General features: G+C 69.4%; 14 protein-coding genes, 1 tRNA gene and 2 pseudogenes. 7 read left to right on the top strand and 10 right to left on the bottom strand.

Translation table 11 applies throughout. The features are described 5' to 3' along the window. Positions 1-114: 114 nt before the first annotated feature. A complete protein-coding gene (locus JAO81_RS13330) occupies positions 115-609 on the bottom strand; it encodes a hypothetical protein (protein ID WP_199548035.1) in 495 nt (164 codons plus the stop codon). Positions 610-696: 87 nt separating this feature from the next. Next, complete coding sequence (locus tag JAO81_RS13325) at positions 697-1,077, bottom strand: hypothetical protein (RefSeq protein WP_199548034.1); 381 nt, start codon at positions 1,075-1,077, stop codon at positions 697-699. Between the two features lie 187 nt (positions 1,078-1,264). Between JAO81_RS13325 and JAO81_RS13320 the strand changes: the two genes are divergently transcribed. The 3 genes and pseudogenes from JAO81_RS13320 to JAO81_RS43950 form a co-directional block, all read left to right on the top strand. Beyond that, positions 1,265-1,747 (top strand): hypothetical protein, encoded by a 483-nt coding sequence (locus tag JAO81_RS13320; RefSeq protein WP_199548033.1) that lies wholly within the window; start codon positions 1,265-1,267, stop codon positions 1,745-1,747. Positions 1,748-1,754: 7 nt separating this feature from the next. Beyond that, a pseudogene (locus JAO81_RS43955) lies at positions 1,755-1,889 on the top strand (CbrC family protein); the annotation flags it as partial. Between the two features lie 26 nt (positions 1,890-1,915). Then, positions 1,916-2,038, top strand: a pseudogene (locus tag JAO81_RS43950) (CbrC family protein); the annotation flags it as partial. A 105-nt stretch (positions 2,039-2,143) separates the two neighbouring features. Here the strand turns inward: JAO81_RS43950 and JAO81_RS13310 are convergent. From JAO81_RS13310 to galU, 7 genes are all read right to left on the bottom strand, one after another. Continuing rightward, a tRNA-Ala gene (locus JAO81_RS13310) sits at positions 2,144-2,217 on the bottom strand. An 85-nt stretch (positions 2,218-2,302) separates the two neighbouring features. Further along, on the bottom strand, positions 2,303-3,472 hold the full coding sequence (glpR, locus tag JAO81_RS13305; RefSeq protein ID WP_199548032.1) for a gephyrin-like molybdotransferase receptor GlpR: 1,170 nt from the start codon (positions 3,470-3,472) through the stop codon (positions 2,303-2,305). A 181-nt stretch (positions 3,473-3,653) separates the two neighbouring features. After that, positions 3,654-4,307 carry a GNAT family N-acetyltransferase gene (locus tag JAO81_RS13300; RefSeq protein WP_199548031.1) on the bottom strand — a complete coding sequence of 218 codons (654 nt, stop codon included), beginning with the start codon at positions 4,305-4,307 and terminating at the stop codon, positions 3,654-3,656. Between the two features lie 17 nt (positions 4,308-4,324). Continuing rightward, positions 4,325-4,870 (bottom strand): molybdenum cofactor biosynthesis protein B, encoded by a 546-nt coding sequence (locus tag JAO81_RS13295; RefSeq protein ID WP_199548030.1) that lies wholly within the window; start codon positions 4,868-4,870, stop codon positions 4,325-4,327. Next, the gene (gene moaC / locus JAO81_RS13290; RefSeq protein ID WP_199548029.1) at positions 4,867-5,346 is read right to left on the bottom strand and encodes a cyclic pyranopterin monophosphate synthase MoaC; all 480 of its coding nucleotides are present in this window, start codon (positions 5,344-5,346) and stop codon (positions 4,867-4,869) included. Before moaC ends, JAO81_RS13295 begins: the two co-directional genes overlap by 4 nt. Before the next feature lie 123 nt (positions 5,347-5,469). After that, the gene (gene glp, locus JAO81_RS13285) at positions 5,470-6,792 is read right to left on the bottom strand and encodes a gephyrin-like molybdotransferase Glp (protein ID WP_199548028.1); all 1,323 of its coding nucleotides are present in this window, start codon (positions 6,790-6,792) and stop codon (positions 5,470-5,472) included. Beyond that, positions 6,789-7,694, bottom strand: a complete 906-nt coding sequence (galU, locus tag JAO81_RS13280; protein ID WP_199548027.1) for a UTP--glucose-1-phosphate uridylyltransferase GalU — start codon at positions 7,692-7,694, stop codon at positions 6,789-6,791. Before galU ends, glp begins: the two co-directional genes overlap by 4 nt. A gap of 96 nt (positions 7,695-7,790) precedes the next feature. Here galU and JAO81_RS13275 point away from each other — a divergent pair, with 96 nt between their 5' ends. Further along, positions 7,791-8,396, top strand: a complete 606-nt coding sequence (locus tag JAO81_RS13275) for a 5-formyltetrahydrofolate cyclo-ligase (RefSeq protein WP_199548026.1) — start codon at positions 7,791-7,793, stop codon at positions 8,394-8,396. On the opposite strand, the gene JAO81_RS13270 is transcribed toward JAO81_RS13275, so the two are convergent. Next, positions 8,386-11,124: a penicillin acylase family protein gene (locus JAO81_RS13270; RefSeq protein WP_199548025.1), complete on the bottom strand. Its 2,739-nt coding sequence runs from the start codon at positions 11,122-11,124 to the stop codon at positions 8,386-8,388. The genes JAO81_RS13275 and JAO81_RS13270 overlap by 11 nt on opposite strands. 256 nt (positions 11,125-11,380) lie before the next feature. On the opposite strand from JAO81_RS13270, the gene JAO81_RS13265 reads away from it, so the two are divergent. The 3 genes from JAO81_RS13265 (at position 11,381) to JAO81_RS13255 (ending at position 14,878) form a co-directional block, all read left to right on the top strand. Beyond that, positions 11,381-12,841 carry a potassium/proton antiporter gene (locus JAO81_RS13265; protein WP_233415301.1) on the top strand — a complete coding sequence of 487 codons (1,461 nt, stop codon included), beginning with the start codon at positions 11,381-11,383 and terminating at the stop codon, positions 12,839-12,841. Positions 12,842-13,200: 359 nt separating this feature from the next. Next, the gene (locus JAO81_RS13260; RefSeq protein ID WP_199548024.1) at positions 13,201-14,478 is read left to right on the top strand and encodes an MFS transporter; all 1,278 of its coding nucleotides are present in this window, start codon (positions 13,201-13,203) and stop codon (positions 14,476-14,478) included. A 67-nt stretch (positions 14,479-14,545) separates the two neighbouring features. Then, a complete protein-coding gene (locus tag JAO81_RS13255; RefSeq protein WP_199548023.1) occupies positions 14,546-14,878 on the top strand; it encodes an FmdB family zinc ribbon protein in 333 nt (110 codons plus the stop codon). Positions 14,879-14,947: the final 69 nt, after the last annotated feature.

Genomic DNA, 14,947 nt, shown 5'->3' with positions numbered 1-14,947 from the left:
GTGCCCCAGCCCCCCCCCCCCCCCGCCGCGCCCCCGCCCCCGGCGGGAGATTCCGGGCGGGGCGGTCGGCACGGTTGCTGTACTTCTCTGCTGTTCCTCGCCGTCCTGCCGGCCCTACAGGTGGTAGAAGAAGCGGACGAACCAATTGGGCTCGCCCACCCACACCCAGCCCGTGTGAATGCCGTCGTAGGGCTGCCTCAAAGGGCGCTGCGGGACAAGTACGTATCCAAGATCGGACAGGGCACCTTCCAGCCGGACACGATCCGCGTCGGAGATGCCGGCTTGCGCGTCGCCGTTGATCCCACGGTCAGGAAAAGCTGAGGGCGGAGCGATCGAGGCAAGGTCGCCGAAGTTGCTCAGCCAGACCATGATGCGGCTACCGGCTTCGGTCCCCTCGGACGGCACCGAGACCGTGAAGGTGGAGGCGGCATCTTGCATGCCGCCAAGAGAACAGGAGCAGCCGAAGTCGCGCTCCAGTCGCTCGACCAGTGCCGTAGCCCGCTCCTTGTCCCGGTGGTAGTCGAACCCATCGGGGAACTCCATGTCTGGCCCCGACTGCCGATCGAGCTGGCGCAGGAGCTTCAGAGTGCGCTGGTCTTCATTGTTCACATGTCCGATATACGCGTGATCGGGCCGCACGCAAAATGGCCATAGCCGGACAGCAGCGTGCAGAGCCGAAGCTCGCGGACCGTCGAGTCAACTGCCTGCGTGCACGCTTTCCAATTGTGTTGGTTGGCCGCTGGGGGTGTTCGAGCACTCGTTGAAACCCACAGGCTGTCCAGCACCAGCGTGATCGAGGGACAGCGGAACGATCAGTTCACAGGTGGCTCGGCCGTCCCACCACAGCGTGCCAGCCAGCGGGCCGGACACCACCAACAGCGTGGTGAAACCGCATCCGTGCTCCTGGACGACCACGGCGCCTGCCGTCTTCCGCGCCTCCCACTCCTCGCACTCCATGTCCCAAGCGCGCCAGGCCTTTTCGTACGCTTCCTGGTCGGGGAAGTCCTCCGCCTGGGCTTCGCGGGCATCGAGCTGGGCATCCGCCTCGGCGTACGAGTCAGGATGCAGAAAGGGCACCGGCAGCGAATCGCGTCGTGCCTTGTTGTTCCCGGCCCACCACCAGCCCTGTGGCGTCGGTCACGGTCATACCGGCCGAAGTTGAGCCCATGGCGACCATTGCGGAACCGGGGCGGTTGCTGTGGTTGCTGTACTGCGCTGCTGTACGACGTCTCCGGTTGTCAGTGCTGCATGACACTGTGCCGCCATGACGACAACGACGGAGCTCACACTCTTCGCCGACTACCACCAGATACACGTATGCGACGCTGACTCAGACGGCGATCTCGGTGATGCGTGGACGGACCAAGCGTCTATCGATCAGCTTGCAGTCACGCGGGATGCGCTGGGTATCGGCACAACTGTCAACGTCAATGTGTCTGTCACTGTCACAGTCCTGCCGCAGGAACCGATCGACGACAGTGCAGAGTTCGATCACGTCGTCGAGGCCAGCCTCCGTGTGTCGGCCGGACGCCTGATGATCCTCGGCTGCACCGATTACGGCCCAGACGCAGCAACCTTCGAGGTTCCGCCAGGCTGGAATCGCGTCCGCTCCTCCCGGAGCAACCTGGCTCGCGCAGCCCAGGCCGACCTCGACTCGGACGAGAGCCCCGAAACCACCGAGAAGATCCGCATCCAGGTGTGGCCGGCCCCCGAGCTTCCAGCAAAGATCACAAAACGGTGGGCGTGATGCGACGGTGACCCTTACGACTGCGTCAAGCAGCGAACCGATCTTTCGCTACCACCCTGATCCGCTGGGCACCGGGTCCGCCTCTCGTGCCGAGCATGTCTGCGGTGTCTGTGGTGAGCATCGACAGGTCCGCTATCAGGGCCCGATCTACGGTCCGTCGGCTGGCAGCAGGAGTCCTGGCTTTACCACTGCGGCGATGGTGCGGCCTTCCTCGGACCTGCCGACTATCCCGAGTTGGAGGCCTACCCAGAGGCTCTGGCCATGCGTCTGGCGTCATGGGATTTCGGCTGAGTACAACGGAACACCGGGGCGGCGGGGTCCCGTTGCTGTACAACGCTGCTGTACAACGCCAAAGAGCCCCAGCCGGACGAATCCGGCTGGGGCTCTGAGCTGCGGTGGACCTGTGGGGATTTGAACCCCAGACCCCCTCGATGCGAACGAGGTGCGCTACCAGACTGCGCCACAGGCCCTTGCAACGAGTGAAACTTTAGCACCCCGATCGGGGTGCTTGGAAATCCGTTCCGCGCTGGTCAGACAGGCGGCCCGGAACCGGGCTCATTCGTTGGCCGCGCGCGGGCGCTCGGGGTCCGCGTACTGGTCGAACAGCGGGGTCCGTCCGCGCTCCCGCGAGCGCCGACCGGAGGCCGCGCGGCGTGCGGCGGCCTGCGGATCGGTGGACTTGGCGGGCCGGGCTTCCGGCTTCTCGGTCTCTTCGGCGGCCGGTGCGGCGGGCTGCGGCGCGGACTGCTGCCCGATCGTCGAGGACCGTGCCGAGCTCCAGGTGTCGGGCGCCCCGAGGTCGACCTCGCCCTGCGCGCGCGGGGCGACCGGCGCGGTGACGTAGGTCGGCAGCGGGACCGGGACGGGCTCCCAGCTGTCGCCGCGGGCACCGCCGCGGTCCCGCTCGCGCTGCTGGTCGACCCACTCGGCGTGATCGGTCTGCTCGACCAGGGCACGCCGGTCCGCGGCGAGGTCGGGTCCGGCGGGGCCGCCTTCGCGGGCGGTCGCTTCGCGGCGCTGCGCGGCGCTGCGCTCACGGACGCGGCGCGCGGCGGCCTCGGCGTGGCGGCGGTCCATGACGTAGGCGAAGCGCCGGCGTTCCTGGGCCCGCAGATGAAGGATGTACGCGCTCAGGAGTACGGCGGGCAGCGCGGGCGCCCACAGCAGTCCGAGTCCGCCGACCGCGGCGGCGATGGCGCCGACGGTGAAGGCGAGGAAGAGCATCATCGTGGTGCGCCGGCGGCGTGCGAGCCCCTGCGGGCGGGGGGCGGGCGCGGCGGCTTGGGGGGGGGGGCGGCGCCGTTCGTTGGGCCCGGGCCGCCCGGCGGCCCGGGGCCGCTCCGCCCGCCCGGCTCGTTCGGCCCGCTCGGCTCGCTCGGCTCGCTCGGCTCGTTCGGAAGCCTCGGCCGGTTCGGCCGGTTCGGCCGGGACCTCCGCGGACTCGGGCGCCGTAGGCGCGGCGAAGGACCGGACGTCGACGGATCCCGTCAGGGATTCCGCGCCGGCCGGCTCCGGCCCGGGCTGGTCGCTCTCGCCCCGGTCCTTGAGGCCCTTGGCGTAGCGGCGCTCCATCCCCGCCCGTCCGGACAGCAGACGGATAGCGGTGGAGAAGCGTTCCGTCGGACGGGCTTCATTGAGCTCGTCCTGCCTACGGAGCCACATCGGCACCAAGTAGGCGGCCCAGGCCCCGACGATGACTGCGTAGATGAGGCCGCTGCTGCTCACGCCTCACACGGTAGAGGGGTTTCGGTGAGGCCATCTGCCAATTGGCCCGGTGTGTCGCACGATCTGGCTGATATCTCGAACTTTTTTTGTGACTGATGCGATCAGCAGGCTTCGATTACAGGCATATTCACGGTCAAGCGCCGCTCATTTTCGAACAAGTATTTCATTTGCACGCGACCGCTCAGGCGGTGTCGGTAGCGTTGCGCGGACCGTCCTGAGCCTGGTCACGGTCCTGCAGCGCGGCGATCCTGCGGCTCGCGTGCCAGCGCGTGAGCAGCCCTTCGGGCACCTCTTCCGCCGTGAGCGCGAACACCAGGTGATCGCGCCAGCCTCCGTCAATGTGGAGATAGCGTGGACGAAGTCCTTCGGAACGGAATCCGAGTTTCTCGACGACTCTGCGGCTCGGTGTGTTCTCGGGGCGAATACAGACTTCGATCCGGTGCAGACCGACCGCACGGAAGCAGTGGTCCACCGCGAGCGCGACCGAGGTCGGCATGACACCGCGGCCGGCGACCGACTGGTCCACCCAGTAGCCGATATGGCCCGAGCACATCGAGCCCCAGGTGATCCCGGCGACCGTGAGCTGGCCGACGAGCCGGCCCTGGTACTCGATGACGAAGGGCAGCATCCGGCCCGCGTTCGCCTCCGCGCGCAGATGCCGGACCATCTGCCGGTACGTGGGCCGGTGGGCGGGCGGTGCGCCCGGGGCGGGCGGCGGGATGGTCGCCTCCCAGGGGCGCAGCCAGTCCCGGTTGCGGCGGTTGACCTCGCGCCAGGGGCGCTGGTCGCGCATCTTTATGGGCCGGAGGACGATATCGCCGTCCACCAGCTCCACCGGCCAGGAAGGGCTGTTCAGCTCGGGCTCCCCGTAACTCCGTCGGCGGGCCGAGGGTGGTCACCGCCGTGCAGCTGCTCGACCGCGTGCCGCAGCACGGACTCGAGGACGGCGAGGCCGTCGCGCACTCCCCCGGTCGAGCCCGGCAGGTTCACGATCAGGGTGCGGTGCGCGACGCCGGCCAGGCCCCTCGACAGGGCGGCGGCCGGCACCTTGTCCCGGCTGAACGCCCGTACCGCCTCGGGGATCCCGGGCACTTCGTAGTCGATGACGCGGCGGGTGGCGTCCGGGGTCGCGTCGGTGGGCGAGATAGGGGTGGCGCCGGGGGCCGCGCGGGGGGGGGAGTTCCCCGTGCCGCCGGTCGTGAGGATCACGTCGTACGCGGCGTCGCCGCCGGCCCGCAGCGCGGCCTCGACCGGGTCGCCGTCCGGGACGACCTGGGGTCCGTCGACCTCGAAGCCGAGGCCGCGCAGGCCTTCGGCGAGGATCGGGCCGCCCTTGTCCGGGTACACACCGGCGGCGGCGCGGTTGGAGGCGGTGACGACGAGCGCGCGGTACGTCATGACCGGCTCCAGTCGCCCGACTTGCCGCCCGACTTGGCCTCGACCCGTACCTCGGTGATGACGGCGCCCTTGTCGACGGCCTTCACCATGTCGACCACCGTCAGACCCGCCACCGAGACCGCGGTCAGGGCCTCCATCTCGACGCCCGTGCGGCCGGTGGTCTTGACCGTGGCGGTGATCTCCACGGCGTCGTCGGCCACCGAGAGGTCGAGCTTCACGCCGGCGATGTCCAGCGGGTGGCACAGCGGGATCAGGTCGGAGCACTTCTTCGCGCCCATGATGCCCGCGATGCGTGCGGTCGCGAGGGCGTCGCCCTTGGGCATGCCCTCGCCGCGCAACAACGAGATCACCTGGGGCGAGACGAGCACGCGGCCCGAGGCGCGGGCGATGCGCTCGGTCACGTCCTTCCCGGAAACGTCGACCATGCGAGCGGCGCCCGCCTCGTCGATATGGGTCAGTCGGTCCTGCGTGCTCATGTGCTGCTGCGCTCCCGGTCGGGCCGTAAGCGGCCGCGGGGCCCTGTGCGGGGGCCGATGCGGGCCGTGTTTGGGCGACACGGTACCCGCACTGGAGGCCGGCCGGATTCCCAGGAGCGGGCGTCAGCCCAGCGGGATCACGTCCAGCTCGGTGCCCGGAGCGACTTCGGTGGTGTCCTCGGGGACGACGATCAGTGCGTCGGCCTGCGCGAGCGCGGCGATCAGATGCGAACCGGCTCCGCCCACCGGACGGACGACCCCCGCCTCGGCGTCGTAGGACCCGCGCAGGAACTGCCGCTTGCCCTTCGGTGACGACAGCGGCTCGTCGCAGCGCAGTGCGGCGCGGACGCTCGGGCGGTTCACCTCGTCCAGGCCCATGAGGGCGCGGATGGCGGGACGTACGAACAGCTCGAAGGAGACGTACGACGACACCGGGTTGCCCGGCAGCGCGAGCAGCGGGGTGTGGTCGGGGCCGATCGCGCCGAAGCCCTGGGGCTTGCCCGGCTGCATGGCGAGCTTGCGGAACTCGATGCCGCTGCCCGCCTCGTCCTCGTCACCGAGGTGCTCGAGGGCTTCCTTCACCACGTCGTACGCGCCGACGCTGACCCCGCCCGTGGTGACCAGGAGATCCGCGCGGATCAACTGGTCCTCGATGGTGGAGCGCAGGGTCTCCGCGTCGTCCGCGACGGCGCCCACGCGGTACGCGATGGCGCCGGCGTCACGGGCGGCGGCGGTCAGGGCGAACGAGTTGGAGTCGTAGATCTGGCCCTTGCCCAACTCCTCGCCCGGCTGCGTCAGTTCGCTGCCCGTGGACATCACGACCACGCGCGGACGCGGACGGACCCGTACGGAAGCGCGGCCGATCGCGGCCAGCAGGGCGATCTGCGACGGGCCGAGGACGGTGCCGGCGGCGAGCGCCTGCTCGCCGGCCTGGACATCGCTGCCCTGGGCGCGGACGTGCGCCCGGGCCCCGGCGGGCCGGTGCACCCGGACCTCACCGCTCGCGCCCTCGGGGGACGCGCTGTGCGGGGTCATGGTGCCGACCGGGCCCGCGCCGAGGCCGCCGTCGGTCCACTCGACCGGGACCACCGCTTCCGCGCCGGGCGGCAGCGGTGCGCCGGTCATGATGCGCGCGGCCTGTCCCGCGCCCACGGTCAGATCGCCCGGGCTGCCCGCCGCGACATCCCCGATGACCTCGAGGACGGCGGGGAACTCCTCGCTCGCGCCCTCGACATCGGCGACCCGGACGGCATAGCCGTCCATGGAGCTGTTGTCGAAGGGCGGCAGCGAGAGCGGCACGGTGACCTCGTCCACGAGGACACAGCCCTGGGCGTCCAGGAGCTGGAGCTCGATCGGCTCCAGCGCCTGCACGGTCGCCAGGATGTCCTCGAGATGTTCGGTCACCGACCACACGGGGGCGGCCTGGTCCGTGGTGCTGCTGCTCAAGACTGCTGCATCTCCTCGGTGACGTAACTGCGAAGCCAGGTCCGGAACTCCGGGCCCAGGTCTTCACGTTCGCACGCGAGCCGGACGATGGCGCGAAGGTAGTCGCCGCGGTCACCGGTGTCATAGCGGCGGCCCTTGAAGACCACGCCGTGCACCGGGCCGCCCTCGTCGGACGTCGCGAGCTTCTGCAGTGCGTCGGTGAGCTGGATCTCGCCGCCGCGGCCGGGCTCGGTCTCCCGCAGTATGGCGAAGATCTCCGGGGCGAGTACATAGCGGCCGATGATCGCCAGGTTGCTGGGCGCCTCGGAGGCGTCGGGCTTCTCGATCAGGCCGGTGATCTGCACGACGTCCTCGTCGCCGGTCGGCTTGACCGCGGCGCAGCCGTACAGGTGGATCTGCGCGGGGTCGACCTCCATCAGCGCGATGACGCTGCCGCCTTCGCGGGCCTGGATCTCGACCATGCGCTGAAGCAGCGGGTCGCGGGCGTCGATGAGGTCGTCGCCGAGGAGGACCGCGAAGGGCTCGTCGCCCACGTGCGGGGCCGCGCACAGGACCGCGTGGCCGAGGCCCCTGGGGTCGCCCTGGCGCACGTAGTGCATGGTGGCGAGGTCGCTGGACTCCTGGACCTTGGCGAGGCGGTCGGCGTCGCCCTTCTTGGACAGGGCCGATTCCAGCTCGTAATTGCGGTCGAAGTGGTCCTCGAGCGGGCGCTTGTTGCGGCCCGTGACCATCAGGACGTCGGACAGACCGGCCGCTACGGCCTCTTCCACCACATATTGGATGGCGGGCTTGTCGACCACCGGGAGCATTTCCTTCGGGGTCGCTTTGGTCGCCGGCAGGAAGCGGGTGCCGAGACCGGCTGCCGGGATGACAGCCTTGGTGATCGTGGGGCGCTCAGTCATGTCCCGCACCTTATCTGGCGAGAATGGGCGGAAGCTTTGCCTCCAGTTAATTCATTCTCATTGAGCGCGATTGGGCCTGATTTGTGTGAGCGAGCTGTGAGCAGCGACACCGAGGGCAAAGCTGCCAAGGAAGGGTTGCGCAGAGAACTCCTCGACATGAGGAGGGCATTGACAGCGGATGACGTGCGGATGGCCGCGGCCGCACTCGGCGAGCAGGCGCTCGCCCTGCCCCGGCTGACCGCTGCGGGCGCGGTGGTCGCCGCGTATGTCTCGGTCGGGCGTGAGCCCGGGACGCGGGTGCTGCTCGATGCGCTGCGGGCCCGCGGTGTACGGGTGTTGCTGCCCGTACTGCTGCCGGACAACGATCTCGACTGGGCCGCGTACGAAGGTCCCGGACGTCTGGCCCCCGCCGCGCGCGGGCTGCTCGAACCGGAGGGCGCCCGGCTCGGGCCCGAGGCCGTCACCGAGGCAGCTGCCGTCCTGCTGCCGGGACTCGCGGTCGATGCGCGCGGCATGCGGCTCGGACGCGGCGGAGGCTCGTACGACCGCGTGCTCGCCCGGCTCGAGCGGGCGCGCGCCCACCCGGATCTGATCGTGCTGCTCTACGAGAACGAGGTGGTCGCGCAGGTTCCGGCGGAACCGCACGACCACCCCGTTCACGCGGTGGTGACCCCCTCGGGGGTGCGCACCTTTACGGCTTGAGCACCAGATGGTTCTCGGTCGCGTCCTCGACGGCCTTCGCCCCGTACGGCCAGTCGTAGAGCTCGCCCTTGACCCACTTGTCCGTCTGGTCGGTGTAGTTGGGGCTGTACGCGTGCCCCGACGCACCGGTCAGATTGATCCACTTGGACTTGTCGAAGTCCTGCAGGTTGACCACCATCCGCATCGACGGCACCCAGATCACCTGGTAGCCGCCGGCCGCGTTCCAGCCGGTCGCGTCGACCGCCGCCTCGCCGCCGCCGAGCTTGTACGGGCCGCGGTTGAGCAGCCACTGCATGAAGCCCGGGCCCTCGGTGCCGATGGTCTGGTTCTTCAGCTCCAGGGTGTGCAGGCGGCCCCAGCTCCAGGTGTCCATGTCCTTGCCGAGCTTGGCGGTCAGCTCCCAGCGCGCGTCCTCCATGGCCCGCGCGAACAGCTGGTCGCGGGTCGTGGTGGCCGTGTCGGTACGGCTCTTGGGCGTCTGCCACCACTCGCTGTCCTCGTCCTTGACGAGCTTGCGTACGACCTCGAACCAGCGATCGCCGCCGTCCGGCTGCGCCGCGTCCGCGTCCCGCTCGCCGCACTCGCGTACGCGCTCGTCGGGGTTGTCGATCGGGCCGGTCTTGTCGGCGGGCTCGACGAGGATGCAGGAGCCCTTGACCCGCAGCTCCTTGGGCAGCTTGTTGCCGAAGGCGAGCTTGAGGATGTTGCGCCAGACCGCGTTGAAGTACGCGGCGGCCGCGGAGTCGGCGTCCTGCGTACCGTCCCAGCCCTCGAGGAGCTTCTGCCCGTCGCGGACGTCGGGGTCCTCGATGTCGAGCTTGAGCAGCATCGGCTTGAGCAGCGTGGCGATCTCGCTGCTCGAGTCCATCTGCATGGTGCGCATGTCCTCGGTCGAGATCTTCCCGCCGCCCTCGAGCTTCCCCTCGATGAGGTCGTTGATCCGCTGGCTGCGCGCGCCGTAGCCCCAGTCCTTCGTCAGCTCGTGCGGGTAGGACTTGCCGACGACGGCCTGGTTGGCGGTGACGATGTAGCCGCGCTCGGGGTTGTACTCGTAAGGCAGCGCCTTGAACGGTACGTAGTCGGTCCAGCTGTACGAGGAGTCCCACCCGGGCGCGGGCAGCGTGCCGTCGTGCTTCGTGGAGCGCGTGGGGATCTTGCCGGGTGCCTGGTAGCCGATGTTCCCGTCGCGGTCCGCGTAGATCAGGTTCTGCGAAGGAACCTCGAAGTTCTGGGCCGCGGCCTGGAACTCCTTGAAGTTCGTCGCCCTGTTGAGCGTGAACACCGCGTCCATCGACTTGCCGGCGTCGAGCGCGGTCCAGCGCAGCGCCACCGCGTAGCCGTCGGAGCGGTCCGGGGCGGAGGCGTCGACGGGTGCCTCCTCGCCGACCTTGCCGAGCTCGTCGCTGCGGTCGGAGAGCAACGGGCCGTTGTTGGTCTCACGGACCGTGATCTTCCGCGCCTCGCCGCCGGCGACCTTGATGGTCTCCTGGCGGGTCTTGAACGGCTGCACCTTGCCGTCGTACAGGTAGCCGTCGCCCTGGATCTTCTCCAGGTAGAGGTCGGTGACATCGGCGCCGAGGTTGGTCATGCCCCAGGCGATCTCCTGGTTGTGACCGATGATCACGCCGGGCATGCCGGAGAAGGTGTAGCCGGAGACGTCGTACTGGCACTTCTCGGAGATGTTCCTGCAGTGCAGGCCCATCTGGTACCAGAGCGAGGGCAGCTGGGGCGCCAGGTGCGGATCGTTGGCGAGCAGCGGTTTGCCGGTGGTGGTGTGCTCACCGGACACCACCCAGGAGTTGGAGCCGATGCCGTTGCCGTTGGGTCCGATGGCGTCCGGCATGTTCTCCAGGACCTTGGAGAGACCGGACAGCTGGGTGTTCAGGGCGGCACCGGCCGTGCCCTGCGTCGCCGGGTTGCCCGACTGCGGCTGGGTGGCGGTGCCCTTCGGGTTGTACGTGTCCGTCGCGGTATCGACGGCACCTTCCTGCACGATCGGCTTGTGCGTCGCGTACGGGTACTCCGGGTAGAGCTCGCCGATCTGCTTCGGGCCGAGCCGGCTGTACATCAGCGCGCGGTCGATCTCGTCCTGCATGTTGCCGCGCAGATCCCAGGCCATCGCTTTGAGCCAGGCCACCGAGTCGACCGGGGTCCACTTCTCGATCTTGTAGTCGGTGGTGAACCCGAGGGCCGCGTACTCGACCGAGACGTCCTTGCCCGACTTGCCCGCGAGGTACTGGTTGACCCCGTCGGCGTACGCCTGCAGGTACTTCTTCGTGTCGGGCGTCAGCGTCTCGTCGTACTCCTTCTGCGCCGTCTCGCGCCAGCCCAGGGTGCGCAGGAAGGCGTCGGTCTCGACCTGCCCCTCGCCGAACATCTCGGACAGCCGGCCGGAGGTCATATGACGGCGGACGTCCATCTCCCAGAACCGGTCCTGCGCCTGCACGTATCCCTGCGCGCGGAACAGGTCCTCGCTGGTGTCCGCGTAGATCTGCGGGATGCCCTGGGCATCGCGGCGTACGTCCACGGGGGCGGACAGACCGTCGAGGGTGATCGAACCCTTCGTCTGCGGAAGGGAAGCGCGCACGGTGCTGATGCTCCACCAGGCGCCGAACGCGAGGCCCGCGACCAGTGCCACCGCCAGCGTGAGCACGATCAGTCGGGCGCGGCGCCCCTTCTTCCGGCCGGCCTTGCGGCCGCCCGAAGGGGCGGTGGTGTTCGCGGGCATCGCTGTCCTTGTGGTTCTGGAGCGGTCCTTTGAGTGCAGGAGCAACCTTAGGTGCAGCCCGCCGCACGCCAGGACGCGGTGTCCGTTCCGGCTGTAGGACCGTAGCGGAACGGAGATCTTGGCCGTCAAGGAAGCGTTAACGATTAGGTAAGGTAACGAAGTACCCCCTCCCCCGGATCCGGCGGCAGCACGCTTCGGAGTCCACCCCGCGAGGAAGGAACGGCCACTGACTGTCCATCAGCTCAACGAGCTCCTTTTGATCAGCTCGCTCGTCCTGCTCATCGCCGTCGCCGCGGTACGGATCTCTTCGCGCAGCGGCCTGCCGAGCCTGCTCCTGTATCTGGGGATCGGCATTGCGATAGGCCAGGACGGGATCTTCAATGTCACCTTCAACAATGCCGAGTTGACCCAGGTCATCGGTTATGCCGCGCTTGTGGTGATCCTTGCCGAAGGTGGCCTCGGCACCAAGTGGAAGGAAATCAAGCCCGCGTTGCCGGCCGCGGTCGTCCTTTCGACCGTGGGCGTGGCGGTCAGCGTGGGCATCACGGCTGCCGGTGCGCACTATCTCGTCGGGCTCGAATGGCGCCAGGCGCTGATCATCGGCGCGGTCGTCTCCTCGACCGACGCCGCCGCCGTCTTCTCCGTCCTGCGCAAGGTGCCGCTGCCCTCGCGCATCACCGGCGTGCTCGAAGCGGAATCCGGATTCAACGACGCCCCGGTCGTGATCCTCGTCGTGGCCTTCTCCTCGGTGGATCCGGTCCACGCCTGGTACGTCCTGGTCGGCGAGATCGCCCTCGAGCTCGCCATCGGTGCGGCCATCGGTCTCGCGGTCGGGTTCCTCGGCGCGTGGGGGCTGCGCCATGTCGCGCTGCCCGCGTCCGGCCTCTATCCGATCGCCGTCATGGCGATCGCGGTCACGGCGTACGCGGCCGGCGCCATCGCGCACGGCTCGGGCTTCCTCGCCGTCTATCTGGCCGCGATGGTCCTCGGCAACGCCAAACTGCCGCACTGGCCGGCCACCAGGGGCTTCGCCGACGGGCTCGGCTGGCTCGCGCAGATCGGCATGTTCGTGCTGCTCGGGCTCCTGGTCACCCCGCACAAACTGCTCGACGACGTCTGGCCGGCGATCCTCATCGGCCTGATCCTGACGATGGTGGCGCGGCCGCTGGAGATCGTGGTCAGCCTGCTGCCGTTCAAGATCCCCTGGCGTGAGCAGGCCCTGATGAGCTGGGCCGGGCTGCGTGGCGCGGTGCCGATCATTCTCGCGACGATCCCGATGGTGGCCGAGATCGAGGGCAACGAGCGGATCTTCAACATCGTCTTCGTGCTCGTGGTCGTCTACACGCTCGTCCAAGGTCCTACGCTGCCGTGGCTGGCCAAGGCCCTGAAGCTGGGCGACTCCGACGGGGCCGCCGACCTGGGCATCGAATCCGCCCCGCTGGAACGGCTGCGCGGGCATCTGCTGTCGGTGGCGATCCCGGAGAAGTCCAAGATGCACGGCGTCGAGGTCGCCGAGCTGCGGCTGCCGGCCGGTTCGGCGGTCACGCTGGTCGTCCGCGACGAGAAGTCCTTCGTACCGCTGCCGACGACCGTGCTGCGGCGCGGGGACGAACTGCTCGTGGTGGCCACGGATCCGGTACGGGACGCGGCCGAGAAGCGGCTGCGGGACGTCGGACAGGGCGGAAAGCTGGCCGGATGGCTGGGGACGGGGGCGTAGGCGGCCCCCGGGACAGGCGCGTGGGCCTTCCCGGGGGCGGGCGCGCAGGCGGCCCCGGGGGCGCGCTGTGCCGAGCGGGCGCGCCCTCCTCGTAACCCTTGGCTCGTTTGATGAACCTTGGCTTAATCGCAGGTGTCGAGCAGACCGAGCTTCGCAATTCCGAGGCATACATCGCGGAAGACCCGTACAATGAGGGGAACCGCAAACGAATCACCTCTGTCTGATGAAGAGCTGGCGCGTTCGCACGGCGGCCGGGGTCCCCCGCAGGGACCGGGCATCACCGACGATCCCTGCGCACGATGGACAGCTCTCGGCGACGCCATACGGGCCCGCTACCAGGCAGCAGAAAGGCAAGGACCGTGGTGTCCACGGTCAACTCCCGCCCTGGTTACGGCCAGCTTCTGCGCACTCCCGGCGCGCTCTCGTTCGTCCTGCCCGGCTTCGCCGCACGGCAGCCCTTCGCCATGCTCACGATGTCGATCGTGCTCCTTGTGCAGCACACGACCGGCTCGTTCGGCAGCGCGGGCGCCGTCGCCGCCGTGACGGGTATCTCCATGGCCCTGTTCGCACCGCAGAGCGGCAAGCTCGCGGACCGCTTCGGGCAGTCGGCCGTCCTGATCCCCGGCGTTCTGATCAACTCCGTCGCGGTGATCCTGCTCGCCGCCCTGGCCCTCGCGGACGCCCCGCTGTGGGCCCTGTTCCTCGCGGCCGTACCGGCCGGTGCCTCGGTGCCGCAGGTCGGCCCGATGGTCCGCTCCCGCTGGGCCTCCGTCCTCGACCGCCCGGACCGCCGGCACCTGCTGCCGACCGCGGCGGCCTTCGAGTCCGTCACCGACGAGCTCACCTTCGTCGTCGGCCCCGTGCTGTCCACGCTCCTGTGCACCGTCGTCCACCCCGGCGCGGGTCTCGCCGCCCAGGCGGTTCTGACGCTCGCGGGCGGCCTCCTGTTCGCCGCGCAGCGCGGCACCCAGCCGGCCCGCGCGGCCAGGGCCGCCGACGGCAGCCGCATCGCGCAGACCTCGGCCCTGTCGATCCCGGGCGTGCGTGCCCTGATCGTCGCGATGCTCGGCATCGGCGCCGTCTTCGGCGGCATGCAGGTCTCGCTGACCGCCTTCGCCGAGGAGATCGGCCAGGCGGGTGTGAACGGTCTGCTGTACGGGATCTTCGCGGCCGGAAACATGATCGCCGGCATCGCCTGCGGCGCCGTCGCCTGGAAGATCGGGCCGCGCCGCCGGCTGCTGCTCGGCTACACCGCCCTGACCGCCATGGCCGCCACGCTGTGGACGCTGGACTCGGTCGCGATGTTCGCGATCGTCGGCCTGCTCGTGGGCATGGCGATCGCACCGGCCCTGATCACCGCGTTCACGCTGGTCGAGCAGCTGGTGCCGGCCTCCGGCCGTACCGAGGCGTTCACCTGGCTGACGGGTGCGGTCGCCTTCGGGCAGGCCGCCGCCGTGACCGTGGCCGGACGGCTCGCCGACGCCCATGGCGCGAGCTACGGGTTCCTGGTCCCCGCGGTCGCCACCGCACTGGCCCTGGGAACCCTGTTCGCCCTGCGCGGCAGGCTCGCGCCGGCGTCCAAGGGGCGGACCGTGGCACGTGGTGTGAGTCACCGCGCGCTCGCCACGGTGGACTGATCCCGAGGAATACGTCACTATGGAACGTCGTTAGCACTCATCGAGTGAGAGTGCCAGGAGGAAGCAAGTGCCGACGTATCAGTACCAGTGCACCGAGTGCGGCGAAGGCCTCGAGGCGGTGCAGAAGTTCACGGATGACGCTCTGACCGAGTGCCCGAGCTGCAGCGGACGCCTCAAGAAGGTGTTCTCGGCGGTCGGCATCGTGTTCAAGGGCTCGGGCTTCTACCGCAACGACAGCCGCGGCTCGTCGTCGAGCAGCACGCCGGCGTCGTCCTCGTCTTCCGGGTCCTCTTCGTCGTCCGGGTCTTCCTCGTCGAAGCCCGCCGCGTCGTCTTCTTCGGCGTCGTCGAGCTCCTCGTCCTCCTCGTCCTCGTCTTCGTCGTCGACGTCGGCTGCCTGACGGTTCGTACGTTTCTTCCGTACGCTCCATACGCTTTCGGGAACCCCGCTGCCTCTCCGGCAGCGGGGT

This window comes from Streptomyces sp. N35, from assembly GCF_016464295.1.
Lineage (GTDB): Bacteria > Actinomycetota > Actinomycetes > Streptomycetales > Streptomycetaceae > Streptomyces.
The sequence above is the reverse complement of the archived record's forward strand: the minus strand, read 5'-3'. Positions and strand labels throughout refer to the sequence as shown.

Bases quoted from the DNA above. Each gene is read 5' to 3' on its own strand.
- JAO81_RS13320 (WP_199548033.1), top strand. From the start codon at position 1,265: ATGACGACAACGACGGAGCTCACACTCTTCGCCGACTACCACCAGATA.
- JAO81_RS13295 (WP_199548030.1), bottom strand. From the start codon at position 4,870: ATGACGTACCGCGCGCTCGTCGTCACCGCCTCCAACCGCGCCGCCGCC.
- moaC (WP_199548029.1), bottom strand. From the start codon at position 5,346: ATGAGCACGCAGGACCGACTGACCCATATCGACGAGGCGGGCGCCGCT.
- galU (WP_199548027.1), bottom strand. From the start codon at position 7,694: ATGACTGAGCGCCCCACGATCACCAAGGCTGTCATCCCGGCAGCCGGT.
- JAO81_RS13270 (WP_199548025.1), bottom strand. From the start codon at position 11,124: ATGCCCGCGAACACCACCGCCCCTTCGGGCGGCCGCAAGGCCGGCCGG.